Source organism: Delftia sp. WY8 (assembly GCF_018437695.1).
In the GTDB taxonomy this organism is placed as follows: Bacteria; Pseudomonadota; Gammaproteobacteria; order Burkholderiales; family Burkholderiaceae_C; genus Comamonas; species Comamonas tsuruhatensis.
Genome location: NZ_CP049795.1, coordinates 4,660,635 through 4,686,594 on the forward strand (window position 1 = coordinate 4,660,635; position 25,960 = coordinate 4,686,594).

The window sequence follows — 25,960 nt, forward strand, 5'->3', positions numbered from 1 at the left end:
CGGAGCACCCGCCACCATGAGCATCACTGTCTACGCCGCCCGCAAGATCATCACCATGAACCCCATGCAGCCCGAGGCCACGCACGTGGCCGTGCGCGACGGGCGCATCCTCGCGGTCGGGGACCTCGCGCGCTGCACGGCCTGGGGCGAGTGCCGCGTCGACGAGCGCTTTGCCGACCAGGTGCTGCTGCCCGGGCTGGTGGAGGGCCACTGTCACCTCAAGGAGGGCAGCATGTGGGACTGGACATACACGGGCTGGTTCGACCGGCGAGACCCCGATGGCAAGACCTGGCCCGGCCTGCGCTCCATGGATGCCGTGGTGGACCGCCTGGCCGAGGTGGCGGCGCGCATGGATGCGCAGGGCCTGCCGCCCGGCCAGCCGCTGATCGCCTGGGGGTTCGATCCCATCTACTTCGGCGGCGAGCGCATGACGGTGGAGCACCTGGACCGGGCCGCCGCAGGCCGTCCCGTCGTGATCTCGCACGCCAACGGCCATTTGATGAACGTCAACAGCGCCATGCTGCGCCTGGCCGAGATCACGCGCGACAACGAGGTCGAGGGCGTGGTGCGCTTTGCGCCCGGCCACTCCCTGGCCGGCGAGCCCACGGGCGAGCTGCAGGAGCCGGCCGCCATGTTCCTGGTGCTGCGCAAGATCGGCAACGCCGGGCTGCTGGCGCCCATGACCGAGGCTGGCGTGCGCTCCTTCGCTCGCCTGGCCTGCCGCCAGGGCGTGACCACGGCCACCGACCTGGTCAACAAACTGGGTGAGCAGGACTGCCGCGTGCTGGAGGCCGCGCTGGGCGACGACCAGGTGCCCATCCGCATCCTGCCCGCCTTCCAGGCCTTCCACGGCACGCATGGCGCCGAGGCCGGTGCCGAGCATGTGCGCACGCTCATGGCGCGCAACACCGACAGGCTGCGCTACGGCCTGGTCAAGATGATGCTGGACGGCTCCATCCAGGGCTTTTCGGCACGCCTGCGCTGGCCCGGTCACTACAACGGCGCGCCCAACGGCATCTGGGTCACCGCGCCCGCGCAGTACGAGGCCGATTTCGAGACCTACCACCGCGCAGACCTGCTCATCCATACGCACACCAATGGCGACGAGGCCAGCGAGGCCGCCATCGACGCCATAGACCGCGTGCTGGCCCGCGCCCCCCGGCCCGACCACCGCCACACGCTGCAGCATGGCCAGATGATCGATGCGCCGCTTTTTCGCCGCATGGCGGCGCTGGGCCTGTGCGCCAACCTGTTCGCCAACCACCTCTGGTACTGGGGCGACCAGCACTACGAGATGACCATGGGGCCGGACCGGGCCATGCGGCTCGATGCCTGCGCCAGCGCGCTGGCCGCCGGCGTGCCGCTGGCCATTCACTCGGATGCGCCCGTCACGCCGCTGGGGCCGCTGTTCACCGCCTGGTGCGCGGTCCACCGGATCACGCCCAAGGGTCGCGTGCTGGGCGCGGCCGAGCGCCTGACCGTGGCCCAGGCCCTGCATGCCGTCACGCTGGGCGCGGCCTGGACACTGAAGATGGACCACGAGATCGGCAGCATCGAATGCGGCAAGCGCGCCGACTTCTGCGTGCTGGAGGACGATCCGCTGTCTCTGGACCCCATGGTGCTCAAGGACCTCCGGGTCTGGGGCACGGTGCTGTCGGGGCGCGTCTTCAAGGCGGCATGACATGGGACAGCGGCTGCCGTTCACGGTCATCGGCGGTTTCCTGGGCGCCGGCAAGACCACGCTGCTCAACCACTGGCTGCGCCATGCGGATGGCCAGCGGCTGGCCGTGCTGGTCAACGACTTCGGTGCGCTCAACATCGATGCAGGCCTGATCAAGGCCCACAGTGGCGACACCATTGCGCTGACCAATGGCTGCGTGTGCTGCCAGATCGGCGATGACCTCTCCATGGCCCTGATCGGCGTGCTGCAGCAGCGCGAGCGCTTCGACGCCGTGGTGGTCGAGGCCAGCGGCGTCTCCGATCCCTGGCGCATCGCCCAATTGGGCCTGGCCGATCCCGCACTGGCGCTGGACGGCGTCATCGTGGTCGTCGATGCCGCTGCCCTGCCCGGGCAGGCGGCCGATCCGCTGCTGGCCGACACGCTGCAGCGCCAGGTGGCCCGGGCCGACCTGGTCATCGTCAACAAGACCGATCTGGCCGAAGCCCGGACCCTGGAGCGCGTGCACGGCTGGATAGCCAGCCACGCGCCAGCCGCGCAACGCTGCGATGTGCACGAAGCCCGGGTGCCCGTGGAGCTGCTCAGTGGCGCAGCCCTGCTGCGTGGCGTGCGGGAGGTCTCATGGGGTGCCAGCACTGCGCGCCCCATGCATGGCCGGCAGTTCGAGACCTGGTCCTGCCAGCCGCCCGGGGGGCTGTGCGAGACGGCCCTGCAGGCGTGGCTGCAGGCCATGCCGGCTGGCGTGCTGCGGCTCAAGGGCGTGGTGCAGACCGGGGCGGGCCAGTGGAGCGAGCTTCAGTTTGCCGGGCGCAGCGGCCGGCTGCGTGCCGCATCAGCGCCCGTACAGCAGCAGCAGGTGCCCGCCATCGTGGCCATCGGCCTGGCCGGGCAGTTGCCGGTGGCGGCGCTGCAGGCGCTGGTGGCAGGCGCTGCGGGCGTCAGGGCTGCGGGCCGTCCCGCATGAAATCCTGGGCCGCCTGCTGCAGCCACTCGCGCAGGCTTTGCAGCGGCGGGTAGTTGCCGCGGCTTGTGGGCCAGGCCAGGTAGTAGCGCTCGGCGCTTTCCATCTCGGGCAGATGGGGCAGGGCACGCACCAGATCGCCCTGGGCCAGTTCCCGCTCGATCAGAAAACGCGGCAGCAAGGCCACGCCCACGCCGGCGATGGCGGCCTGGGCGGCGGTGGCGAACTGGTCGAACAGCATGCCCTGGCCCTCGGCCATGGGCGCATGGTGCACGGACAGCCAGCGCTGCCAGGCATCGGGGCGCGAGGCCAGGTGCAGCAGCGGCGCCTGCAGCAGGTCCTGGGGCTGGGCAAAGCCATGCTGGGCCAGCAGGGCGGGGCTGCAGGCAGGCACCACGGTCTCGCTCATCAGAAAGGCCAGCTCGGCGCCCGGCCAGTGCGGCAGGCCGAAATGGATGGCGGCGTCCACGGCTTCGAGCTGGAAGTCGAACTGGGACAGCCGCGTCGTCAGGTTGATGGTGATGCCCGGGTGGGCGCTGAAGAACTGCGGCAGGCGCGGCGCCAGCCAGCGCGTGCCGAAGGTGGGGAGGATGGCCAGGTTCAGGCTGCCGCCGCGCGGGTTGGCCCGAAAGCCCAGCGTGGCCGTGGAGATGCGCATCAGCGCGCCCCGGATTTCCTGCGCATAGGCCTGGCCGGCCGGGCTCAGGCGCACGGTCTGGCGCTCGCGCACAAAGAGTTCTGCCTCCAGCCGCTCCTCCAGCGCTCGGATCTGGCGGCTGACGGCGCTTTGCGTCAGGTGCAGCTCGGCCGCAGCTGCCGTGAAGCTCTGGTGCCGGGCCGCCGCCTCGAAGGCGCACAGCAGGGACATGGGGGGCAGGAAACGGCGGGACAGCAGCATGGCAGGGAGCGGTGGGGCAATCGTGGGAGGGGCATTCTGTTTGGGAATGACCTATGGGCCCGATTATCGTTTGACCAGGCTCAAGGCGCAGACCTAGCATGCATGCCAGGAATTCACCATGCCGCAGGCTGATCTGCGGCCCCACCATCAGTCCCCACAAGCACCATGTCTTCTACGTCCGCCAACGCCTTCGTGCCTTCCGACGAGATCCGCGCGCGCTTTTCCAGCGCCATGTCCGAGATGTACCGCGATGAAGTGCCCCAGTACGGCACGCTGATCGAACTCGTGGCCGACATCAACCAGCGCACGCTGCAGGCCGAGCCTGAGCTGCTGGCCCGGATGCAGCGCAGTGGCGAGCTGGCCCGCCTGGGCGTGGAGCGCCACGGCGCCATCCGCGTGGGCACGGCCGCCGAGCTGTCCATGCTGCGCCGCCTGTTCGCCATCATGGGCATGGAGCCCGTGGGCTACTACGACCTGTCGGTGGCCGGCGTGCCCGTGCACTCCACGGCCTTCCGTCCCGTCAGCGATGCCGCGCTGCTGGCCAATCCCTTCCGCGTCTTCACCTCGCTGCTGCGCCTGGACCTGATCGCCGACGAGGCGCTGCGCGCCCAGGCCGCCGCCATCCTGGCGCGCCGCAACATCTTCACCGAGCGCGCGCTGGCGCTGATCGCCCAGTCCGAGGCCAACGGCGGCCTCACCGATGCCGAGGCCGATGAATTCGTCGGCGAGGCGCTGGAGACCTTCCGCTGGCACAGCGAATCCACCGTGGACGGCGCCACCTACGACGCGCTGCACAAGGCCCACCGCCTGATCGCCGACGTGGTCTGCTTCAAGGGCCCGCACATCAACCACCTGACGCCGCGCACCCTGGACATCGACGCGGCCCAGGCCGCCATGCCAGCACGCGGCATGGATGCCAAGGACGTGGTCGAAGGCCCGCCGCGCCGTGCCTGCCCCATCCTGCTGCGCCAGACCAGCTTCAAGGCGCTCAAGGAGACCGTGCGTTTTGCCGGCGATGCCACGGGCGCAGGCTCGCACACGGCGCGCTTCGGCGAGATCGAGCAGCGCGGCGTGGCGCTCACGCGCAAGGGCCGCGCGCTCTACGACCAGCTGCTGGCCCAGGTGCGCGACATGGGCAGCGCGGGCAGTGCCGCACCCGACTACGGCAGCCGGCTGGCCCAGGTCTTCGAGGCTTTCCCCGACACCCATGAGCAACTGCGCCGCCAGGACCTGGCCTTCTACCGCTTCACGCTGAGCGACGAGGGAGCCGCCCTGGCCGCAGGCGAGGCCGCCGCGGCCGCCGCCTCGGACCTGGACGCCCTGATCGCCCGTGGCCTGGCCCAGGCCGAGCCCATCGTCTACGAAGACTTCCTGCCCGTGAGCGCGGCCGGCATCTTCCAGTCCAACCTGGGCGGCGAAGAGCAAAAGCAGTACGCGGCCCATGCGGCCCAGCAGGCCTTCGAGGCCGACCTGGGTGCCCGCGTGCATGACGAGATCGCGCTGTACGAGCAGGCGCAGCAGCGCTCCATCGACCAGCTGCGCAGCGCGCTGCGCACCCAGGCCGCCCAGGCTGTGGCCTGACCGGCTGCCTGGATGCCGGCTTTGGCCGGCATCCACCCTGTATCCCCTTTCCCGGGGCGCATGCGCAGGCGCCAGGCCTGTGCACGCGCCCCTTTGTTTTTTGCAAAGCCGCAAGAGGCCTTCATGAGCACTGCAGACCTGGGCATTCAGTCGCCCACCGCCCATCTGTTCAACCCGCTGTTCGCACATCCCGAAGGCTCGCCCATACGCGAGCTGTTTCCCTATCTGAGCCGCCCCGGCATGCTCTCGCTGGCGGGCGGCTATCCCTCGCCCAGCCTGTTCGATGCCGAAGGCCTGCAACAGGCCGCGATGGCCGCTTTGCAGCAGGACGCTGCCGCCAGCCTGCAGTACGGCGCCAGTGAAGGCCAGCTGCCGCTGCGCGAAGCCCTGGCCGCGCTGTGCGCCACGCGCGGCATTGCCTGCACGCCGGCCGACATGATCGTGACCACGGGCTCGCAACAGGCCTTCGACCTGCTGGTCAAGGTGCTGGTGGAGCCTGGCGATCCGGTGCTGGTCGAGGTGCCTGCCTACCCGGCCACGCTGCAGACCCTGAAGCTGGCCCAGGCACAGGTCGTTGCCGTGCCCACGGACGAGCAGGGCCTGGACACCGAGGCCCTGGCCCGCCTGCTGGCGCAGTGGCCCCATGCGCGTGCCCCCAAGCTGCTCTATACCGTGCCCAACTTCTCCAACCCGGGCGGCACCCTGCTGCCCGCGGCGCGGCGCACGGCTCTGGTGGCGCTGGCACGCGAGCATGGCTTTGTCATCGTCGAGGACGACCCCTATGGCGAGCTGCGCTTTACCGGCCAGCGCGAACCGTCGATCTACGAAACGGGCCTGGCGCTGTGCGGCGCCCAGGCCAATCCCGTGGTCTACCTGTCCAGCCTGTCCAAGACCGTGGCGCCTGCGCTGCGCATCGGCTGGATGCTGGCCGACGCCCAATTGCTGCGCCGCTGCACCATCGCCAAGCAGACGGCCGATCTGTGCACCTCGCCGCTGGCGCAGATGATCGCCGCGCACTATCTGCGCTCGGGCCGCTATGCGCCCCAGCTGGCCCAGGCCTGCGCCGAGTACGCGGCGCGCATGGATGCGCTGTGCTCGGGCATGCAGTCGGCCCTGGGCGAGCAGATCCGCTTCGTGCGGCCTGCGGGCGGCATGTTCGTCTGGGCGCAGCTGCTGCCGCCACAACGGCATGCGGGCGAGCCCGAGGCCCTGGCCCGGGCGCTGTTCACGGCCGCTGTGGAGCAGGGCGTGCTCTATGTGCCAGGCAAGGCCTTCTTCCCGGCCGAGGCGGCGCAGCAGGCCGGCCTGTGCATGCGCCTGTCGTATGCGGCGCCCACCGTGCCCCAGATCACCGAGGCCGTGGCGCGCCTGGGCCGGGCCTGGGGCCAGGCCGTGTCCTGAGGACATCGGCAACAGCGTTCATGCAATGAAAAAGGCCGCCCGAGGGCGGCCTTTTCCTTGCGGGGCAAACCGGGTATGGCGCAAGGCCTGCCCGGTTGCGGCGGGCAATTACATGCCCATGCCGCCCATGCCACCCATGCCGCCCATGTCGGGCATGGCGGGGGCGCCTTCAGCCTTGGGGGACTCGGCGATCATGGCTTCGGTCGTCAGCAGCAGCGATGCCACGGAAGCGGCGTTCTGCAGGGCCGTACGCGTCACCTTGGTCGGGTCCAGGATACCCATTTCCAGCATGTCGCCGTAGGTGTCGTTGGCGGCGTTGAAGCCGTAGTTGCCCGAGCCGTTCAGCACGGCGTTGACCACCACCGAGGGCTCGCCACCGGCGTTGGCCACGATTTCGCGCAGGGGCGCTTCGATGGCCTTCATGATCAGCTTGATGCCGGCGTCCTGCTCGGCGTCGCCGGTCTTCAGTTCGCCCACGGCTTGCTTGGCACGCAGCAGAGCCACGCCGCCGCCGGCCACGATGCCTTCTTCCACAGCAGCGCGGGTAGCGTGCAGGGCGTCTTCAACGCGGGCCTTCTTTTCCTTCATCTCGACTTCGGTGGCGGCGCCGACCTTGATCACGGCCACGCCGCCGGCCAGCTTGGCCACGCGCTCTTGCAGCTTTTCGCGGTCGTAGTCGCTGGTGGCTTCTTCGATCTGGATGCGGATCTGCTTGACGCGGGCTTCGATTTCAGCAGCTTGGCCAGCACCGTCGATGATGGTGGTGTTTTCCTTGCCGATTTCGATGCGCACTGCCTGGCCCAGGTCTTCCAGGGTCACCTTGTCCAGCGCCAGGCCCACTTCTTCAGCGATGACCTTGCCGCCCGTCAGGATGGCGATGTCTTCCAGCATGGCCTTGCGGCGGTCGCCGAAGCCAGGAGCCTTGACAGCCACAACCTTCAGGATGCCGCGGATGGTGTTGACCACCAGCGTTGCCAGGGCTTCGCCTTCGACATCTTCTGCAATGATCAGCAGGGGACGGCCGGCCTTTGCCACGGCTTCCAGCGTGGGCAGCAGGTCGCGGATGTTGCTGATCTTCTTGTCGAACAGCAGCACGAAGGGGTTGTCCAGCAGGGCAACCTGCTTTTCGGGGTTGTTGATGAAGTAGGGCGACAGGTAGCCGCGGTCGAACTGCATGCCCTCGACGACGTCGAGTTCGTTGGCCAGCGACTTGCCTTCTTCAACGGTGATCACGCCTTCCTTGCCGACCTTGTCCATGGCTTCGGCAATGATGCTGCCCACGGATTCGTCGGAGTTGGCGGAGATCGAGCCGACCTGGGCGATTTCCTTGGAGGTGGTGGTGGCCTTGGATTGCTTCTTCAGCTCTTCCACCAGGGCGGCGACAGCCTTGTCGATGCCGCGCTTGAGGTCCATGGGGTTCAGGCCGGCGGCCACGTACTTGATGCCTTCGCGGACGATGGCCTGTGCCAGCACGGTGGCGGTGGTCGTGCCGTCACCGGCGATGTCGTTGGTCTTGGAGGCCACTTCCTTCACGAGCTGGGCGCCCATGTTCTGCAGCTTGTCCTTGAGTTCCACTTCCTTGGCGACCGACACGCCGTCCTTGGTCACGGTGGGGGCGCCGAAGGAGCGCTCCAGCACCACGTTGCGGCCCTTGGGGCCCAGCGTGACCTTGACCGCGTTGGCCAGGATGTTCACGCCTTCAACCATGCGAGCGCGTGCTTCGCCGCCGAAAACTACGTCTTTTGCTGCCATTTCAATTCTCCGGATTCAGTTGGAAAGTGCGGTTTCGAAGCGCGTGGATTACTTTTCGACGACCGCGAACAGGTCGTCTTCCTTCATCACCAGCAGTTCGTCGCCATGGACCTTGACGGTCTGGCCGCTGTACTTGCCGAACAGAACGCGGTCGCCGACCTTCACGTTCAGGGCGATCACTTCACCCTTGTCGTTCTTCTTGCCGGGACCCACTGCCAGCACTTCGCCCTGGTCGGGCTTCTCGGCGGCGTTGTCGGGGATCACGATGCCCGAAGCCGTCTTGGTTTCGTTTTCGAGGCGCTTGACGATCACGCGATCGTGCAGGGGACGCAGGTTCATACCAACTCCTAAATCATCAACAAAGTTGAAACAAAGACTTGCCGGCCCGGCGGGCCGGCATTCGAAGCAATGTGGGACAGAGGATTGTTAGCACTCATACCCAACGAGTGCTAATAATAAGGCAATTCGGCCAGGTTTCAAGGGGTAGGGCCGGATGTGCCGCAAGACGGCACATCCGGCGCGGAGTGCGGAACGCCACTACACATTAGCTTTCCGCCACTGATCTTTAGTTTTTTCGGGGCGCGCCCGCGCTGGCCAGCGGCGAAGCGCGGCTTGCAGGAGCACACAGAACTTCCGACGAAAGGCTGTCGCTGAATCACCATGCAGCCTTGCGGGCTGTGACCTAACGTCGCATCGAAGGCGCCCTGGCCGTGGTGCTGAGCGCACCCAAGATCAGCCAGCCGTGCAGAGTGACTGCCCTTGATCAGGCGCGAACGAGACCGAGGCCTCGTCTGGTGACCTCTGTGGTCAGAGGGAGAAAAGCTCCGCCTTCGTGGCACGATGACGGCCCAGTCCTAAAGGGGAGCTTCACCAGGTCGGGTGCGGATGAGGAGCGAAGCATCTGGCGATGCCGCCAGCCCTGAAGCTTGGATGACCACCATGTGGCTGCAACTGATAGGTCACGAGGTGGCCGTGAGCAGCAGCAATCGCTGCGGAGCAGTTGGCAACTGCAGACTTTCTAACGATGGCCTCAGGCTGATCTACGCCCTTCACTGTGCAAAGCGAGAGTGACAGGGACGACCAACACCGGCCGTTGAAGGCTTCCATTGTCGGACGACCGCTTCACCGTTTGGAAGTGGCCAGTCGATTCTTCGGTGCGCCGTGCTTCGCCTCGAAGGCCCCATTTCGCGCTGCACCGCTGATTCCGGTCGACTCAATGCCGTCGCTCCGACTGGTTTCAACGAAGGTGGAATCAGCCCACGATGGTGCTCGCGCCGAGCGTCCGCACTCAGGCGTTGGTGCGCAGGTTGGTGCACTGACGATGTAGGATTTGGATACAATGAAAATAAGAAGCATTCTTGTTTGCCGCTGCATATTGCCCCGGTGCCTTTCCTCCTGCTTCACTCGTGCCGCTTTCCCATGCCCGCCGCCGACCGCGCCCTTGTTCCCGATGTCGCCACTCTCTACTCCGACCACCACGGCTGGCTGCTGGGCTGGCTGCGCAAGCGCCTGGGCAATGCCTTTGATGCGGCCGATCTGACCCAGGACACCTATGTGCGCCTGCTGGGCCGTAGCGGCGCCGAGATCCAGGCCATTCGCGAACCGCGTGCCCTGCTGATGACCATTGCCCAGGGTCTGGCCGCCAACCTCTACCGCAAGCGCTGCGTGGAGCAGGCCTATCTGGACGCCCTGGCCCTCATGCCCGAGGCCGTGGCCCCGTCCCCCGAGCACCGCGCCATCGTGCTGCAGACCCTGGTCGAGGTGGACCGCCTGCTGGCCCTGCTCCCACTGCCCGTGCGCCAGGCCTTTTTGCTGTCGCAGATCGACGGCGTGAGGCAGGCCGACATCGCGGCTGAACTGGGCCTTTCCGTGCCCACCGTGCGCCGCCATATCGCGCGGGCCGTGGTGCAAGTCTGCTTTCTGGACGACGACGGCGCATGAGCCTGCCCATTCCTCTTGCGGTGCGCGAGCAGGCCGCCGAATGGCTGGTGGAGCTGCAGTCCGATGATCACAGCGCCGGCACGCGCGAGATGCTGGTGCAGCGCCTGCAGCACTGGCGCGAATCCCATCCCGACCATGAGCGCGCCTGGTTGCGCATAGAGGCCATGGGCGCACGCCTGCAGCCGCTATCCGGTACGCCGGCCAGCGTGGCCCTGGCCCAGGCCGCGCGCACGGCACGCGGGCGCGGGCGGCGCTTGGCGGTGCGCAGCCTGGCCGTGCTGCTGTTCACGGGCGCGGGTGCCGGTGCCGTGGCATGGAGAGGTCCGGCATCCTCGGGCGACTGGCTGGCCGGCCTGGGGGCGGACCTGCGCACGGGCACGGCCCAGCGGCGCAGCCTGCGCCTGCCGGACGGCACCCAGCTGCAGATGAATGCCGACAGCGCGGTCGACCTGGATTTCAGCCCGCAGCAGCGCCTGGTGCGCCTGCGCGGCGGCGACATCGAGGTGGCCACGGCCCAGGGCCTGAAGGATAGTGCGCCGCCCTTGCTCGTCGAAACCCGCCATGGCCGCATACGTGCCCTGGGCACGCGCTTCGTCGTGCGCCAGCGCGGCCAGGGGCCCAGCCGGGTTGCGGTCTTTGAAGGCGCCACGGAGATCGCGCCCCGCGAACGGCCCGGCCACCTCCATCTGCTGCAAACAGGCCAGCAGGCGCAGTTCGACGCTCAGGCCACCACGCCGGCCGGGCCCGCCGATCCGGCCCTGGCAGCCTGGACGCGCGGCATGCTGGTGGCCCAGGACATGCCGCTGGCCGAGTTCCTGGACCAGCTGTCGCGCTACCGGCCCGGCCACCTGGACTGCGATGGTGCCGTGGCGCAGCTGCCCGTCAGCGGCACCTATCCGCTGGCCGACACCGACCAGGTGCTGGCCATGCTGCTGGCCACCCTGCCGGTGCGCCTGCGCACGGCCACGCGCTACTGGGTGGTGGTCGAGCCGGCCTGATTTCCTGGCTCTTGTCGATCCTGGCTGATCGCTTTTCGCGTCTCGCGGGGCAATGGAGATGAAGCGCTTTTTTCTGCGTCCGCATTCCATTGCCAACCATCCAGGACCGAGGGACACGCACACCATGGGCCATCACCCGACTTTTCGCGCCACACGACTGGCATTTCAACTGCGGCAGGCCTTGCGCCCCGCCGTTCTGGCACTGCCGCTGGTGGCGGTGCTTGCCCCGGCGCAGGCCCACGCACAGGCACAGCCCCACGCCCAGGCAGTGCAGCGCTACGACATTCCTGCCGGGCCGCTGACCGCCACGCTCAATCGCTTTGGCGCCCAGGCGGGCATCCTGCTGTCCTTCTCCACCGCCCAGACCGCAGACAGGACCAGCCCCGGCGTGCAGGGTGATCGAACCGTGGACCAGGCCCTGTCCGCGCTGCTGGCCGGCACGGGCCTGCAGGCCCTGCCGCGCGAGGGCGGCGGCTTTGTGGTGCGACCGTCCCTGGCCGTGGGAACGCCCACCGGCGCGGCCACGCTGGCCGAGGTGCGCGTCACCGCCCAGGCCGAGCGCAGCGCCGTCACCGAGGGCACGCAGTCCTACGCCGCCAGCGAATCGCGGGCCGCCACGGGCCTGTCCCTGTCGCTGCGCGAGACGCCGCAGTCGGTCAGCGTGATCACGCGCCAGCGCATGGACGACCAGGGCATCGTGCTGCAGGAAGACATCGCCCGCCAGACCACGGGCCTGAGCTATGCGCAGTACGGCCCCACGGGCGGTGACACCAACCAGTTCTTCGCGCGGGGCTTTCAGATCAAGAACTTCCAGGTCGATGGCGTCAACCGCCTGTTCAGCGACTACCCGGCCATCTTCCAGACCAGCGACATGGCCATGTTCGACCGCGTCGAAGTCGTGCGCGGCGCCTCGGGGCTGATGAGCGGCGCGGGCACGCCCGGCGCCACCATCAACCTGGTGCGCAAGCTGCCCACGGCCGAGTTCCAGGGCAGCGCCAGGCTCACGGCAGGCTCCTGGGATTTCGCACGTGCCGAGGTGGATCTGTCATCTCCGCTCAACGCCTCCGGATCGGTGCGCGGGCGCATCGTGGCCGTGTCGCAGAACCGCCATTCCAAGGTCGACTACGAGCAGGACCGCAGCCGCTCGCTGTACGGCGTGGTGGAGGCTGACCTGTCGCCGTCCACGCTGGCCACCGTGGGCTTTTCCGCGCAGGACTACGACGCTTCTGGCGTAGGCCGTGGGGGCCGGCCTTTCTTCTACACGGATGGCACGCGCATCGATTGGAGCCGCTCCGCGTCCTCGGGCGCGCGCTGGGCCTCGGCACGGCGGGACTACCGCAGCGTCTTCGCCTCGCTCGAGCACCGCATGGCCAGCGACTGGCGCCTGAAGGCCATCTACACGCTCGACCGCAGCAGCTATGACGAGATTCCGGGCTGGACCAATGAACAGCCTGTGGACCGCACCACCGGCGCAGGTGCCGGCCTGTGGGCCGCCTGGTGGACGGGGCGGCCTCGGCAGGACACGCTGGACCTCACGGCTTCCGGTCCCTTCCAGCTGCTGGGACGCCAGCACCAGGCCGCCTTCGGCGCCAGTGTGGCGCGCACGCGCAACGACAGCGGCTCGCATGGCCGCTGGGCCTTCCCCAGCTGGGACAACACCATAGACAACCTCTTCACCTGGGATGGCCGCACGCCGGTGCAGCCCGACAACCCGGTACTAGGCCGCAGCGCGGCCGTGGAACGCAGCAGCAGTGCTTACGGATCGCTGCAGCTGCGCCCCACGGACCGGCTGTCCGTCATCGCGGGCGCACGCATCACGAACTGGAAGCGTCGCGACAGCTACACCGATTTCGCCAGCGGCGAGACCAGCGGCAGCGCCATGGCCGAAAACGGCAAGCTCACGCCCTTCGCCGGCCTGGTGCTGGACGTGGGCCGCGACTGGTCGGCCTATGCCAGCTATACCGATATTTTCCAGGCGCAGAGCAGCCTGGACATCCACGGCAAAAAGCTCGATCCCCTCCTGGGCCGCAGCTACGAGCTGGGCCTCAAGGGCGAGCTGCTGGACAAGCGCCTGCAGGTGGGCGCCGCCGTCTACCGCCTGCTGCAGGACAACGTGGCCCAGGCCATCACGGGCAGCTACGCGCCCAATGGCGAGCAGGCCTACCGTGCCGTCAAGGGCGCCGAAACGCGTGGCTTCGAGGTGGAGATGACCGGCGAAATCCGCCGCCACTGGAACGCCTCCGTCGGCTTTGCCCGCAACATCGCGCGCGACGCCGAGCGCAACCGCCTGAACCCCGAAATCCCGCGCAACACCCTCAAGCTGTTCACCACCTACCGCCTGCCTCACATAGGCCACGGCCTGACCGTGGGCGGCGGCGCGCGCTGGCAAAGCGGCACCTGGAGCGACCTCTCCTTCCTGGGCCTGCCCAACGTCAGCCGTGTCGAGCAGAAAAGCTATGCTGTGGCCGACCTGATGGTGCAATACGCCATCAATCCGAAGCTCACGGTCTCGGCCAACCTCTACAACGTCTTCGACCGCAAGTACCAAGGGGTTTCGACCTCGTCGTACTACGGGGAGGCGCGGAATATGCGCGTGGCGGTGTCTATGAAGTTCTGAAATGTTTTCAGCTGCGCCCCGTGTGAACGTCGTCAGCATCAGTGGATGTGCTGTCCGCCGTTGATGGCGATGTTTGCGAGGGTAGAGCTGTCAGGGTGTCATGGCGAGCCTGGCCGTCCATCCGTGTTTCGGGACTGCAAGTTTGAGTGGGGGTGAGACGATCACTGGCACGGGGCGAGCGCCCGGAGAATGTCCTAGCCTTCGAGTAGCCCCACCATTTGGGCCAGCGCTTGTCGCAGAGGCTAAGGACTGCTTGGCGCCATGCAGCGTGAGTTCGCCCGGCAGCGGGGGCGGCAGCTGCCGAGGCAAAGCCGACACCGACAGGCCAGCGACAAACGACTGCAACGGGTCGGTAGCTGCCACACAAGAGCCCATGGCAACCCGCGACGCCGCCGCACATCGGCCCTGAGCCCTTGCGCCTCGGCCGATAGCTCGCTCCTCAGCCTTGCTGGCCAAAAAAACTAAAGTGCAGTGGCGCGTTTTCCGTACAGACGAAAGTTCAGTGGCGCATCTCTCTAAAGATCGATGGCGCATGGCTTGCGAGGACGTGAGAAATCAACGAGTTATCTGCGTGACGCGCGGCGTGTTCAGTGGCGTTCCGCACGGAGCTTGCGCAATGGAGCCGCACGGCCGCCCTCATTTTTTTCAACAACAATTCAACAATAGTTGTATTATTGATGAATGCAAGAAACCCAAGTCATCCGATCGCTTTCGGCCCTGGCCCATGAAGCGCGCCTGCGCGTTTTCCGCGCCCTGGTAGTCGCCGGCCCTGCGGGGCTTACGCCCAGCGCCTTGGCCGAACAGTTGGGTATCGCACCCAACGCGCTGTCGTTCCACCTCAAGGAGCTGTCCCATGCCGAGCTGGTCAGCCAGGAGCGCCTGGGCCGCAATGTGCTGTACCGGGCGTCCTTTGCGGCGATGAACGACCTGCTCGCCTACCTTACCGAAAACTGCTGCCAGGGCGCCGCATGCGCCACGGTGGATGCCTTGCCCTGCAACTGCTGAACGGAGTCCACGATGAAACGCTTCCATGTCCATATGCACGTCGACGATCTGGCCAAGAACATCGCGTTCTATTCCCAGCTGTTTGGTGCCGAGCCCGCCCGCGTGGAAAGCGACTACGCGAAGTGGATGCTGGATGAGCCCCGGGTGAACTTCGCCATTTCGACGCGAGGCGAGAAAGCCGGCCTGGACCACCTGGGCTTCCAAGTGGATGAGGCCGAGGAGCTGGATGCGCTCAAGGCACGCGCCAGGGCCGCCGACCTGGCGATGCTCGACGAAGGCGCCACCACCTGCTGCTATGCACGCAGCGACAAGCACTGGATCACCGATCCCCAGGGGATTGCCTGGGAGCACTTTCATTCGCTGGAGAACATTCCCGTGTTTCACGAGGCCCCTGATGCAGCTGTCGGAGCCAGCGGCGCGTGCTGCGCGCCGACGGCCCCGCGCCAGGCGGCCGCATCTGCCTGCTGCGCCCCAGGCACCGTAGCTTCCTCTTCCTCCACGTCCTGCTGCTAAGCCACCATGTCTGATTCCATCACCCCCCTGAATGTCCTGTTCCTGTGCACTCACAACTCGGCGCGCAGCATCCTGGCCGAAGCTTTGCTCAACGACATGGGCAATGGGCGCTTCAAAGCGTATTCGGCCGGCAGCAGCCCCCGCGCGAATCAGCAGCCCAATCCCTTGAGCTTGCAGGTGCTGCAACGTGCCGGCGTATCTGTGCAGGGGCTGCGCCGCAGATGGACCTGATCATCACCGTCTGCGACAACGCAGCTGGCGAGGTCTGCCCGATCTGGCCCGGCCACCCCGCCACCGCCCACTGGGGATACGCCGATCCCTCGCAGGGAGACGCATCTGAAGAGGTCAAGCTGGAAGCATTCCGACAGACTCTGCACATGATGCGCCGTCGTCTGGAGCTGCTGGTCAATCTGCCCGACGACAAGCTGGAAAAGGCAAGGCTACAGGGCACCGCCCGCGAACTGGCCTCCCACTGACGCCCCCTTCGTCCACGAATGCGCGCCTTCTGAAACCCGAATCTCCCAGCACCATGCTCATGGCAGTCCTGATCTTCATCTCCACCCTTGTGCTGGTTATCTGGCAACCGCGCGGCCTGGGCATTGGCTGGAGCGCCTCGCTGGGCGCGGTCGTTGCCCTGCTGGCCGGCGTGGTGCATCTTTCCGACATTCCAGTGGTCTGGGGCATCGTGTGGAATGCGACCGCCACCTTTGTGGCCGTCATCATCATCAGCCTGCTGCTTGACGAGGCCGGCTTCTTCGAATGGGCCGCGCTGCACTTCGCACGCTGGGGCGGCGGCCGGGGCAGCAAGCTGTTCGCGTTCATCGTGCTGCTGGGTGCGGCTGTGTCCGCCTTGTTCGCCAATGACGGCGCCGCCCTGATCCTCACGCCCATCGTGATGGCCATGCTCGTGGCGCTGGGCTTTTCGCCCTCCGCCACGCTGGCATTCGTCATGGCAGCAGGCTTCATCGCCGACACGGCCAGCCTGCCGCTGATCGTCTCCAACCTGGTCAACATCGTCTCGGCCGACTTTTTCAACATCGGCTTCAACGAATACGCCTCGGTAATGGTGCCGGTCAATCTCGCCTCGGTGCTGGCCAGCCTCGCCATGCTGATGCTGTTCTTTCGGCGCGGCATTCCCGCAACCTATGACCTGGCCCAGCTCAGGCGCCCGGCCGATGCGATCCGCGATCCGGCGACCTTTCGCGCGGGCTGGGTGGTCCTGGTCCTGCTGTTGGTCGGCTTCTTCGGGCTGGAGCCGCTGGGCGTGCCTGTCAGCGCGGTCGCGGCCGCAGGTGCCGCCCTGCTGCTGGCCGTGGCGGCACGCGGCTGCGTCATCAGCACCCGCAAGGTACTGCATGGCGCGCCGTGGCAGATCGTGGTGTTCTCGCTGGGCATGTATCTGGTGGTCTACGGATTGCGCAATGCCGGGCTGATCACCTCTATCGCATCCGTTCTGGACCGCTTTGCCCAAGGCGGCGTCTGGGGCGCAGCCATTGGCACGGGGGTGCTCTCGGCCCTGCTGTCGTCTGTGATGAACAACATGCCCACCGTGCTGGTGGGTGCGCTGTCGATCGATGCCTCCAGTGCCACCGGCGTGGTCAGGGATGCCATGGTCTACGCCAACGTGATCGGCTGCGACCTGGGCCCGAAGATTACGCCCATCGGTAGCCTGGCCACGCTGCTGTGGCTGCATGTGCTGGCCAGCAAAGGCATGACCATCGGATGGGGCTACTACTTCAGGGTCGGTACGGTTTTGACGGCCCCCGTGCTGCTCATCACGCTTGCCGCCCTTGCGCTGCGCCTGAGCGTGGCTGCCTGAATTCCCTCACAGAACCCACCTGCCATGAGCACCATCACGATCTATCACAACCCCGCCTGCGGCACATCGCGCAACGTGCTGGCCCTGATCCGCAACAGCGGCGAGGAGCCCGCCGTCATCGAATACCTCAAGACACCGCCCGACCGGGCCACGCTGGAGCGGCTGCTGGCGGACCTGGCCCTGCCTGTGCGGGAGGTTCTGCGGCAAAAAGGTACGCCGTATGACGAGATGGGCCTGGGCGACCCGGAATGGACCGATGCCCAGCTGATCGACGCCATGCTCCGGCACCCTATCCTCATCAATCGCCCCATTGTGGTGACGCCACTGGGCACGCGCCTGTGCCGGCCATCCGAGGTGGTGCTGGACATACTGCCGCGTCCCCAGCAAGGGGCATTCTCCAAGGAGGACGGCGAAGCCGTCATCGACGCGGCAGGACAGCGTGTGGCAAAGCACTGACTTGCCAGATCCGGCCCCTGCGTGGCCAAAGGTGGCGAGGCAGCAACGACCTGCCGCTGTGGCGCGCCGAAGCCTCAGCGGCGCCCCGCTCCTGAGCCTGCTCACAACCCGGGGCGGCTCACGATCCCTTCGGCCGCTGCCTTGAAGTTCGCCATGACTTCATCGATCGGCTGACCCATCTGCGCATGGACGATGGCGCCGTCCGCCACCAGGGTGAGCGCAGCGCCCACGGACACGGGATGGCCACCGAACAGGCGATCCAGCACGGACGACATTTCCTGCTTGTGCCGCCGGACCGTTGCCAGGATCTCAGGGTCGGACGAGCCCAGTTCGGCAGCGGCATTGAGAAAGGCGCAGCCCCGAAAGTCGGGCTGGCCGAACCAGCTCCTGAGGGTGGTGGACAGGGCATCCAACGCTGACGAGCCCCCGGCGGCCTCCTGCGCCAGGCTGGCCTGGAACCAGGAAATCCACCGTTCATGGCGGTAGTCGAGGTACGCCCGGATCAGGTCGTCCTTGCTGGCGTACTGGCGGTAGAAGGTGACTTTGCTGACCGACGACCGCTCGATGATCCGGTCCACGCCCGTGGCCCGGATGCCCTCTGCGTAGAAAAGGCCATGGGCTGCCACCAGGATGCGCTCGCGGGGCGGCAATGACTCGAAGGATGGCTCGGGAGTTTTCATGAAGACATTGTAGACAGATCGTTCCACCTCCGTTAGAGTGGCGCATGTAGACAGATCGTTCTACATCTTTTCAAAGGTCACATCATGGAAACTCGCCCACCCCTGCCCCCGTTCTCTCTCGCAAGCGCCGTCCAAAAGGTCCGTCTGGCCGAGGATGGATGGAACACACGCGATGCGGCCAAGGTCGCGATGGCCTATACCCCCGACACGAAATGGCGCAACCGGGCGGAGTTCGCCAACAGCCGCGCCGAGGCCCAGGCCCTTCTTGAGAGGAAGTGGAAGAAGGAGCTGGACTACCGGCTGATCAAGGAGCTTTGGCTGTACGCGGAAAACCGGATCGCAGTCCGCTACGCCTATGAGTGGCACGACGATGCCGGGAACTGGTTCCGGTCGTACGGCAACGAGAACTGGGAATTCGAGGCCGACGGTCTCATGCGCCGGCGCTTCGCATGCATCAACGACATGCCCATCCAGGAATCGGAGCGCAAGTTCCACTGGCCGCTGGGGCGTCGCCCCGATGACCACCCCGGTCTGTCCGACCTGGGCCTGTAGGCAAAGCCCCGGGCCACGTCCCTGGGCAGCCAGCCGCTGCCGCGATGGCCTGGGCGGGAAGGAGCTCCGCCTTACCGACTCAGCGCCTTGCGGACCTCCGCCTGGAACGCCTCGCTGTTGCGAAGGCGCAGGTACTCCTGGTATGCGGCCCGATATTCCTGCGTTTCGACTCCGTAGGAGATCGATATCTCCGCATGGCGGTCCAATCCGGCGCGGCGCCAGAGTGCGAGATCGGCGATGACTTCGGCGCGGGAAAGCGCTGCGTCCGATGTGGCTGCCGAGGCGTCTTGCGGCTGCGAATGGGCTGCGAAGCAGGTCGAGAAGGCGATGGCCGCAAGCGCCGGCTTCAGGAGGCGTGCGGCTGCAGCAACGGTGGGGGAGGGGGTTGTGTTTGACATGGTTTGACAGATGGAGTGGGTGGAGCCGGGCCATGGCTTCGGCCGCCTGCTTGGGCAGGTCGCCTGGGCCGCATGTCCCGCAGGGGTGTTCGATTGCTTTGCTGTGTGTGGAAAGGGGGCTCCTTTCGGGAAGTGGCAGGTTCAGGGGGCAACGCTGGCGGGAAGACCGTGGCTGGCGGTTGCCAATGCCCTGGAAGGCAGGGGCTCCGGCGTCCAGCCGCCGCCCAGCGCCTTGAAGATCGCCACCGTCGAGCGCGCCGACTCCATCCGGGCCTGCGCCTGTGCATCCAGCACGCCCAGCAGGCTTTCATCCGCCTGCAGCACCTCGATCAGGCTGACCACGCCCTTGTCGTAGGCGGCGCCTGCGGCCTGCCGGGCCCGCGTGAGCGCATCCGCACCCCTGGCGAGCACGGCCATCAGCTCCTGCCGCTTGTCCAGCGAGACCAGGGCGTTCTCCACTTCTTCCGTGGCGCGCAGTACCGACTGCCGGTAGGCGGCAAGGCTTTCCGCCTCCTGTGCCTGCGCCTGGTGGATCTGGGCGTTGATGCGACCGAAGTCGAACAGCCGCCAGCGCAGGCCGCCCACAACGCTGGCCTGCGATGCGCCGGCGCTGAAGAGATTGCCCGCGGAGATGGAGGTGGCGCTGCCGATCAGGCCGCTGATCGACAGCTTCGGGTAGTACTCGGCGATCGCCACGCCGATGCGTGCGTTCGACGCTGCCAGGCGCCGCTCCGCCGCGATGAGGTCCGGGCGTCGCCGCAGCAGATCGCCGGGCGCCTCCGCCAGGGAAAGGGTTGGCAGCACGGGAACCGGGCGGGGATCGGCCAGCTCGGCCCGGTGCGTGCCGGGTGCCGTGGCCAGCATCACGTCCATGGCGTTGAGGGCGGCCTCGAGCGCGTTCTCCAGCGGCGGGATGGTTGCTTGCGCCCGCGCAAGTGCCCCCTCAACCTGGCGCAGCTGAAGCTCGGGTGCCAGGCCCTTGTTCCACCGCAGTTCGACGATGGAGCGAAGTTGCTGCTGGGTCCGCACCTGCGAGCGTGCCACTGCCAGCCGCGCCTGCAGGCCGCGAATCTGGATATAGATGTCCGCAGTCTGGGCGGCCACCGCGAGCCGCACGGCAGTGGCGCCGGCTTCCGATGCCTGGTACTCGGCCAGGGAGGCCTGCCGGGTCCTGCGCAGGCCGCCGAAGAGATCAAGCTCCCAACTGGCCCCGAGGTTGGCCTCCTGGGCGCTGCCGTAGCGATCGAACCCCGGCATGGAGTCGAGCACCCGGCCCAGCGGAGTCTCGACCGACTGATAGCTCCTGGCCGTTTGCGCCGAGACCTGGGCCGACGGCAGCAACGCAGCTGCCGCCGCGTCCAGCCCGGCGCGTGCCTGAAGCACGCGGCCAGCGGCCTGGGCAACATCCAGGTTCTGCTGCAGTGCCGCCGTGACGAGGCGCGCCATTTGCGCATCGCCAAAGGCTGCCCACCAGGCTGCAAGGTCCGTGGGGGAGTCCGGCGAGGGAGGCTTGCCCTCACCCAGAACGCGGCCCCCCATGTAGGCCTGGGGCAGGGCCGTGGCGGGCGGCTGGTAGTCAGGGCCTACCGCACACCCTGCACAAAGGCTGGCGAGCATCAGAAAGACGGGGGCGGCAAGACGCGGCATGTTCAACAGTCAGAAGCGTGACGACGCTGTGACTATATTCCAAAATGGTCACTTGCATAGTATTTTTTTGATGGAGTAAGCTAGGCCGCATGAGCACCACCAACGTCTATCCGACCTCTGCGCGCGGCCCGGTCGAACACGATGTCCGGCAACAGATCGTGACTGCGGCGAAAGAGCATTTCAGCCGCTACGGCTACGAGAAAACCACGGTGTCCGACCTTGCCAAGGCCATCGGCTTTTCCAAGGCCTACATCTACAAGTTCTTCGAGTCCAAGCAGGTCATCGGCGAGATGATCTGTTCCAACTGCCTGATGGAGATGGAGGCGGAGATCCGCCAGGCCGTCGCCAGCACGGATGCGCCTCCCGAGCAGCTGCGGCGCCTGTTCAAGGCGATCGTCGCTGCCACGCTGCGGCTTTTCTCCGAGGACCGCAAGCTGTACGAGATCGCCATTTCGGCGTCGGCCGAGCGCTGGCAGGCAGCGCAGGCCTATGAGGAACGCATGCATCAGCTGCTGCTGCAGGTGCTCGACGCCGGGCGCCAGCGGGGCGACTTCGAGCGCAAGACGCCGCTGGATGAAACCGGGCGCGCCATCTTCCTGGTCATGCTCCCCTATCTGAACCCGGTGATGCTGCAGCACAGCCTCGACCATGCGGACGAGGCGCCCGCACAACTGGCCGGATTGGTGCTGAGAAGCCTGTCGCCCTAAATCCTGCAGTTGTGACCATTGACATAAATGGTCACTAATCACAGAATCGGGTCCTGCTCATTGATCGGGACCCCCTCATGCTTCGGCACCGCCATCTGTCCATCGCCGCTGTCGGCGCACTGTCACTTGCACTCGCAGCCTGCGGCAAAAGCCCGCCGCCAGATTCGCGCACCCAGCCACCCCTCGTTCGCACCACCCTGGTAGCGCCAGGCCATTCTTCCGAGCGCGTCTTCACCGGCACCATCGCGGCCAGGGTGCAGGGCGATCTTGGATTTCGCGTGGCCGGCAAGGTGCTCGAGCGCCTGGTGGATACAGGCCAGACGGTCAGGCGCGGCCAGGCATTGCTGCGCCTCGACCCGGTGGACCTGAAGCTGGCCGCCCATGCCCAGCAGGAGGCCGTCGCAGCCGCCAGGGCACGGGCCCAGCAGGCCAGCGACGAGGAGCAGCGCTACCGGGACCTGCAGGGAACGGGTGCCGTTTCGGCCTTGGCCCATGAACAGATCAAGGCGGCCGCGGATGCCGCCCGCGCCCAGCTCAGGGCGGCCGAAGCGCAGGCCGCCGCAGCGCTGAACGCCAGCCGCTACGCCGAACTGCTGGCCGATGCCGATGGCATCGTGATGGAAACACTTGCCGAGCCTGGCCAGGTCGTCAGTGCCGGCCAGGTGGTCGTGCGCCTCGCCCATGCCGGCAGGCGCGAAGCGGTCGTCCAGTTGCCCGAGACACTGCGCCCCGCGCTGGGCTCGGCGGCCCAGGCCCGCCTGTTCGGCAGGGAGGAGGTGGTCATCCCCGCCAGACTGCGCCAGCTGTCCGATGTGGCCGACCGGGCCACCCGCACCTTTGAGGCCCGCTATGTGCTGGACGCCGGCGCGGCGGCCAGCGCCCCGCTGGGCAGCACGGTCACGCTCAGGATTGGCGGGACATCGACATCGACATCGACATCGACATCGACATCGACATCGACATCGACATCGACGGCCGGCAAGTCAACCCTGCAGGTCCCCATCGGCGCCATCCTCGATGAGGGCAAGGGCGCCGCTGTCTGGGTGGTGCAGGGCGATCAGGTCAGGCGCCAGCCCGTCACCGTGGTTCAGGTGCAGGACGGCAATGCCCAGGTGGTGGGTGCGCTCGACCAGGGGGAGCGGATCGTCGCGCTCGGCGCGCATTTGCTGAGCGAGGGTGCGCAGGTGCGGCTGGACAGCGAGGCGCCGGCGCCTTCAACGGCAACAACGGCAACAACGTCCACGGCGTCCTCCGTGTCCACGGGAGCGTCCCGTGAGTGAAGGCCGTTTCAACCTATCGGCGCTTGCCGTCCGTGAGCGCTCCATCACGCTCTTCCTGATCCTGCTGATTTCGCTGACGGGTGTCTTTGCCTTCCTGAAGCTGGGCCGGGCGGAAGATCCGGCCTTCACCGTCAAGGTCATGACCATCATCACGGCCTGGCCTGGCGCCACCCCGCAGGAAATGCAGGACCAGGTGGCAGAGAAGCTGGAAAAGCGCCTGCAGGAGCTGCGCTGGTATGACCGCACCGAAACCTTCGTCAGACCGGGGCTGGCCTTCACCACGCTGACCCTGCTCGACTCCACGCCCCCCGGCGAGGTGCAGGAGGAGTTCTACCAGGCACGCAAGAAGCTCGGTGACGAGGCCCGCAACCTGCCGGCGGGCGTGATCGGCCCGATGGTGAACGACGAGTACGCCGACGTGACCTTTGCGATCTACGCCCTCAAGGCGCGCGGCGAGGAGCCCCGGGCGCTGGTGCGCGATGCCGAAGCCTTGCGCCAGCGTCTTTTGCACGTGCCGGGCGTCAAGAAGGTCAACATCGTCGGCGAGCAATCCGAGCGGATCTACGTGGAGTTCTCGCACGAGCGCCTGGCCACGCTGGGCATCAGTCCGCAGGACGTCTTCGCGGCATTGAACAACCAGAACGTCCTCACGCCTGCCGGGTCGGTGGAGACCCAGGGACCCCAGGTGTTCATCCGCATCGACGGGGCGTTCGACGCGCTGCAGAAGATCCGCGACACGCCCATCGTGGCCCAGGGCCGCACGGTCAAGCTGTCCGACATCGCCACCGTCCAGTGCGGCTACGAAGACCCCTCGACCTTCATCATCCGCAACGGTGCGGAGCCTGCCTTGCTGCTGGGCGTCGTCATGCGCGACGGCTGGAACGGGCTGGACCTGGGCAAGGCGCTGGACCGGGAGGTGGGCGCCATCAACGCAGACATGCCGCTGGGCATGGGCCTGACCAAGGTGACGGACCAGGCCGTGAACATCAGCGCCTCCGTCGATGAGTTCATGCTCAAGTTCCTGGCCGCGCTGCTGGTCGTGCTGGTGGTGTGCTTCGCCAGCATGGGCTGGCGCGTTGGCGTGGTGGTGGCTGCGGCCGTGCCGCTGACGCTGGCGGCCGTGTTCATCATCATGGCCGCCACGGGAAAGAATTTCGACCGCATCACGCTCGGCTCGCTGATCCTTGCGCTGGGCCTGCTGGTGGACGACGCCATCATCGCCATCGAGATGATGGTGGTGAAGATGGAAGAGGGCTACGACCGCGTGGCCGCGTCCGCCTACGCCTGGAGCCATACCGCGGCGCCCATGCTGTCCGGAACGCTGGTGACGGCGGTGGGCTTCATGCCCAACGGATTCGCACGCTCCACGGCGGGCGAGTACACCAGCAACATGTTCTGGATCGTCGGCATCGCGCTCATCGTGTCCTGGGTGGTGGCCGTGGTGTTCACGCCCTATCTGGGCGTGAAGATGCTGCCCCCTCTCAAGAAGGTCGAAGGCGGACATGCGGCGATGTATGGCACGCCCCGCTACGAGCGCCTGCGGCGCGTGCTGGGCAAGGTGATCGCCCGAAAGGGCATGGTGGCCGCAGTCGTGGGCGGGCTCATGGTGGCTTCCGTGCTGGGCATGTCCATCGTGAAGAAGCAGTTCTTTCCCATCTCCGACCGGCCCGAGGTGATGGTCGAGGTGCAGATGCCCTACGGCACCTCCATCGGCCAGACGAGCGAGACCACCCGCACGGTGGAAGCCTGGCTGCTGCAGCAGCCCGAATCGGAGATCGTGACCGCCTATATCGGCCAGGGCGCACCGCGCTTTTTTCTGGCCATCTCGCCTGAGCTGCCCGACCCGTCGTTCGCCAAGATCGTCGTGCGCACCGCCAACCAGGCGCAGCGCGACGCACTCAAGCTCAGGTTGCGCGAGGCCATCTCCCAGGGACTGGCCCCGCAGGCGCAGGTGCGCGCATCGCAGATCGTGTTCGGGCCGTACTCCCCGTTCCCCGTGGCGTATCGCGTCTCCGGCCCCGACCCGCAGCGGCTGCGCGACATTGCCGGCCAGGTGCACCAGGTGCTGCACGACAGCCCGATGATGCGGACCGTGAACTCCGACTGGGGCGTGCGCACCCCCGTCATGCGCTTCACCCTGGACCAGGACCGGCTGCAGGCCATGGGCCTGACCTCCGCGGCAGTCGCGCAGCAGCTGCAATTCCTGCTCAGCGGCGTGCCCGTGACCACCGTGCGCGAGGACATCCGCACCGTGCAGGTGATGGCGCGTTCTGCGGGCGGCACCCGCCACGATGTGGCCAGGGTCGGCGACTTCACGCTCACCAACGCCACTGGCCAGCGCATACCGCTGTCGCAGCTGGGCGAGGTCACCGTGCAGATGGAGGAGCCCGTCATGCGCCGCCGCGACCGCATGCCCACCATCACGGTTCGCGGAGACATCGATGACAGCCTGCAGCCGCCCGATGTCTCTGCGGCCATCACCCGGCAGCTGGAGCCCATCAGGAAGGCGTTGCCTGCGGGCTACCGCATCGACGAGGCCGGCTCCATCGAGGAATCCGGCAAGGCCATGACGGCCATGCTGCCCCTGTTCCCGATCATGATCGCCATCACGCTGATCATCATCATCTTGCAGGTGCGGTCGATATCGGCCATGGTCATGGTGTTCCTGACCAGCCCCCTGGGATTGATCGGCGTGGTGCCGACGCTGATCGTCTTTCAGCAGCCCTTCGGCATCAATGCACTGGTGGGGCTGATCGCGCTGTCGGGCATCCTGATGCGCAACACGCTGATCCTGATCGGGCAGATCCAGCACAACGAGCAGGAGGGGCTTGCGCCGTTCCAGGCGGTGGTGGAGGCCACTGTCCAGCGCGCCCGGCCCGTGATCCTGACCGCGCTGGCGGCGATCCTGGCCTTCATCCCGCTGACCCAATCGGTGTTCTGGGGAACGCTGGCCTATACGCTGATCGGCGGCACGCTCGCCGGCACGGTGCTGACGCTGGTCTTCCTGCCCGCCATGTACTCGATCTGGTTCAGGATCAGGCCCGGCGAATCCCCGCGCTGATCCACGGCAAATGCG

At 67.0% G+C, this 25,960-nt stretch carries 21 protein-coding genes and 1 pseudogene; 16 read left to right on the top strand and 6 right to left on the bottom strand.

The genetic code is table 11. The features are described from left to right. Window positions 1-16: 16 nt before the first annotated feature. Both G4D77_RS21435 and G4D77_RS21440 read left to right on the top strand, forming a co-directional pair. A complete protein-coding gene (locus G4D77_RS21435; RefSeq protein WP_203400409.1) occupies window positions 17-1,681 on the top strand; it encodes an amidohydrolase in 1,665 nt (554 codons plus the stop codon). A 1-nt stretch (window position 1,682) separates the two neighbouring features. Beyond that, a complete protein-coding gene (locus G4D77_RS21440) occupies window positions 1,683-2,642 on the top strand; it encodes a CobW family GTP-binding protein (RefSeq protein WP_154833545.1) in 960 nt (319 codons plus the stop codon). On the opposite strand, the gene G4D77_RS21445 is transcribed toward G4D77_RS21440, so the two are convergent. Beyond that, the gene (locus tag G4D77_RS21445) at window positions 2,617-3,537 is read right to left on the bottom strand and encodes a LysR family transcriptional regulator (protein ID WP_012207461.1); all 921 of its coding nucleotides are present in this window, start codon (window positions 3,535-3,537) and stop codon (window positions 2,617-2,619) included. The genes G4D77_RS21440 and G4D77_RS21445 overlap by 26 nt on opposite strands. A gap of 165 nt (window positions 3,538-3,702) precedes the next feature. On the opposite strand from G4D77_RS21445, the gene hglS reads away from it, so the two are divergent. Continuing rightward, window positions 3,703-5,118, top strand: coding sequence for a 2-oxoadipate dioxygenase/decarboxylase HglS (gene hglS / locus G4D77_RS21450; protein ID WP_017406079.1), 1,416 nt, complete (start codon window positions 3,703-3,705; stop codon window positions 5,116-5,118). A 123-nt stretch (window positions 5,119-5,241) separates the two neighbouring features. After that, window positions 5,242-6,519 carry an aminotransferase-like domain-containing protein gene (locus G4D77_RS21455; RefSeq protein WP_126310965.1) on the top strand — a complete coding sequence of 426 codons (1,278 nt, stop codon included), beginning with the start codon at window positions 5,242-5,244 and terminating at the stop codon, window positions 6,517-6,519. Window positions 6,520-6,627: 108 nt separating this feature from the next. Here G4D77_RS21455 and groL read toward each other — a convergent pair whose 3' ends face one another. Together groL and groES are read right to left on the bottom strand one after the other, a co-directional pair. Beyond that, window positions 6,628-8,271, bottom strand: coding sequence for a chaperonin GroEL (gene groL, locus G4D77_RS21460; protein ID WP_016445455.1), 1,644 nt, complete (start codon window positions 8,269-8,271; stop codon window positions 6,628-6,630). A 48-nt stretch (window positions 8,272-8,319) separates the two neighbouring features. Continuing rightward, window positions 8,320-8,610 (bottom strand): co-chaperone GroES, encoded by a 291-nt coding sequence (groES, locus tag G4D77_RS21465; RefSeq protein WP_016445456.1) that lies wholly within the window; start codon window positions 8,608-8,610, stop codon window positions 8,320-8,322. 1,080 nt (window positions 8,611-9,690) lie between these two features. Between groES and G4D77_RS21470 the strand changes: the two genes are divergently transcribed. From G4D77_RS21470 to arsC, 8 genes and pseudogenes are all read left to right on the top strand, one after another. Next, window positions 9,691-10,212 (top strand): sigma-70 family RNA polymerase sigma factor, encoded by a 522-nt coding sequence (locus tag G4D77_RS21470; RefSeq protein WP_154833546.1) that lies wholly within the window; start codon window positions 9,691-9,693, stop codon window positions 10,210-10,212. Further along, window positions 10,209-11,210 (top strand): FecR domain-containing protein, encoded by a 1,002-nt coding sequence (locus G4D77_RS21475; protein ID WP_154833547.1) that lies wholly within the window; start codon window positions 10,209-10,211, stop codon window positions 11,208-11,210. Before G4D77_RS21470 ends, G4D77_RS21475 begins: the two co-directional genes overlap by 4 nt. Window positions 11,211-11,391: 181 nt before the next feature. Further along, a complete protein-coding gene (locus G4D77_RS21480) occupies window positions 11,392-13,827 on the top strand; it encodes a TonB-dependent siderophore receptor (protein WP_227740905.1) in 2,436 nt (811 codons plus the stop codon). Between the two features lie 681 nt (window positions 13,828-14,508). Next, complete coding sequence (locus G4D77_RS21485) at window positions 14,509-14,832, top strand: ArsR/SmtB family transcription factor (protein WP_016445460.1); 324 nt, start codon at window positions 14,509-14,511, stop codon at window positions 14,830-14,832. A 12-nt stretch (window positions 14,833-14,844) separates the two neighbouring features. Beyond that, window positions 14,845-15,345, top strand: coding sequence for an ArsI/CadI family heavy metal resistance metalloenzyme (locus tag G4D77_RS21490; protein WP_154833549.1), 501 nt, complete (start codon window positions 14,845-14,847; stop codon window positions 15,343-15,345). A 6-nt stretch (window positions 15,346-15,351) separates the two neighbouring features. Next, window positions 15,352-15,821: pseudogene (locus G4D77_RS21495) on the top strand (arsenate reductase ArsC). Between the two features lie 53 nt (window positions 15,822-15,874). Beyond that, window positions 15,875-17,164 carry an arsenic transporter gene (locus tag G4D77_RS21500; protein ID WP_016445463.1) on the top strand — a complete coding sequence of 430 codons (1,290 nt, stop codon included), beginning with the start codon at window positions 15,875-15,877 and terminating at the stop codon, window positions 17,162-17,164. A gap of 24 nt (window positions 17,165-17,188) precedes the next feature. Beyond that, window positions 17,189-17,620 (top strand): arsenate reductase (glutaredoxin), encoded by a 432-nt coding sequence (gene arsC, locus G4D77_RS21505; RefSeq protein ID WP_016450895.1) that lies wholly within the window; start codon window positions 17,189-17,191, stop codon window positions 17,618-17,620. Window positions 17,621-17,721: 101 nt separating this feature from the next. Here arsC and G4D77_RS21510 read toward each other — a convergent pair whose 3' ends face one another. Further along, window positions 17,722-18,300: a TetR/AcrR family transcriptional regulator gene (locus G4D77_RS21510; protein WP_154833550.1), complete on the bottom strand. Its 579-nt coding sequence runs from the start codon at window positions 18,298-18,300 to the stop codon at window positions 17,722-17,724. A gap of 84 nt (window positions 18,301-18,384) precedes the next feature. On the opposite strand from G4D77_RS21510, the gene G4D77_RS21515 reads away from it, so the two are divergent. After that, a complete protein-coding gene (locus tag G4D77_RS21515) occupies window positions 18,385-18,852 on the top strand; it encodes a nuclear transport factor 2 family protein (protein ID WP_016445466.1) in 468 nt (155 codons plus the stop codon). A 71-nt stretch (window positions 18,853-18,923) separates the two neighbouring features. Here the strand turns inward: G4D77_RS21515 and G4D77_RS21520 are convergent, their stop codons facing one another. Both G4D77_RS21520 and G4D77_RS21525 read right to left on the bottom strand, forming a co-directional pair. Then, window positions 18,924-19,250 (bottom strand): hypothetical protein, encoded by a 327-nt coding sequence (locus G4D77_RS21520; RefSeq protein ID WP_099752498.1) that lies wholly within the window; start codon window positions 19,248-19,250, stop codon window positions 18,924-18,926. 141 nt (window positions 19,251-19,391) lie between these two features. Further along, a complete protein-coding gene (locus G4D77_RS21525) occupies window positions 19,392-20,897 on the bottom strand; it encodes an efflux transporter outer membrane subunit (protein ID WP_154833551.1) in 1,506 nt (501 codons plus the stop codon). Window positions 20,898-20,986: 89 nt separating this feature from the next. Here G4D77_RS21525 and G4D77_RS21530 point away from each other — a divergent pair, with 89 nt between their 5' ends. The 3 genes from G4D77_RS21530 (at window position 20,987) to G4D77_RS21540 (ending at window position 25,945) form a co-directional block, all read left to right on the top strand. Continuing rightward, complete coding sequence (locus tag G4D77_RS21530) at window positions 20,987-21,604, top strand: TetR/AcrR family transcriptional regulator (protein ID WP_016445469.1); 618 nt, start codon at window positions 20,987-20,989, stop codon at window positions 21,602-21,604. Between the two features lie 77 nt (window positions 21,605-21,681). Next, entirely contained in the window at window positions 21,682-22,884 is a 1,203-nt protein-coding gene (locus G4D77_RS21535; protein WP_213757734.1) for an efflux RND transporter periplasmic adaptor subunit, read from the top strand. Continuing rightward, window positions 22,877-25,945: an efflux RND transporter permease subunit gene (locus G4D77_RS21540; RefSeq protein ID WP_154833553.1), complete on the top strand. Its 3,069-nt coding sequence runs from the start codon at window positions 22,877-22,879 to the stop codon at window positions 25,943-25,945. The genes G4D77_RS21535 and G4D77_RS21540 overlap by 8 nt, the downstream gene beginning before the upstream one ends. The last annotated feature ends 15 nt before the right edge of the window (window positions 25,946-25,960 follow it).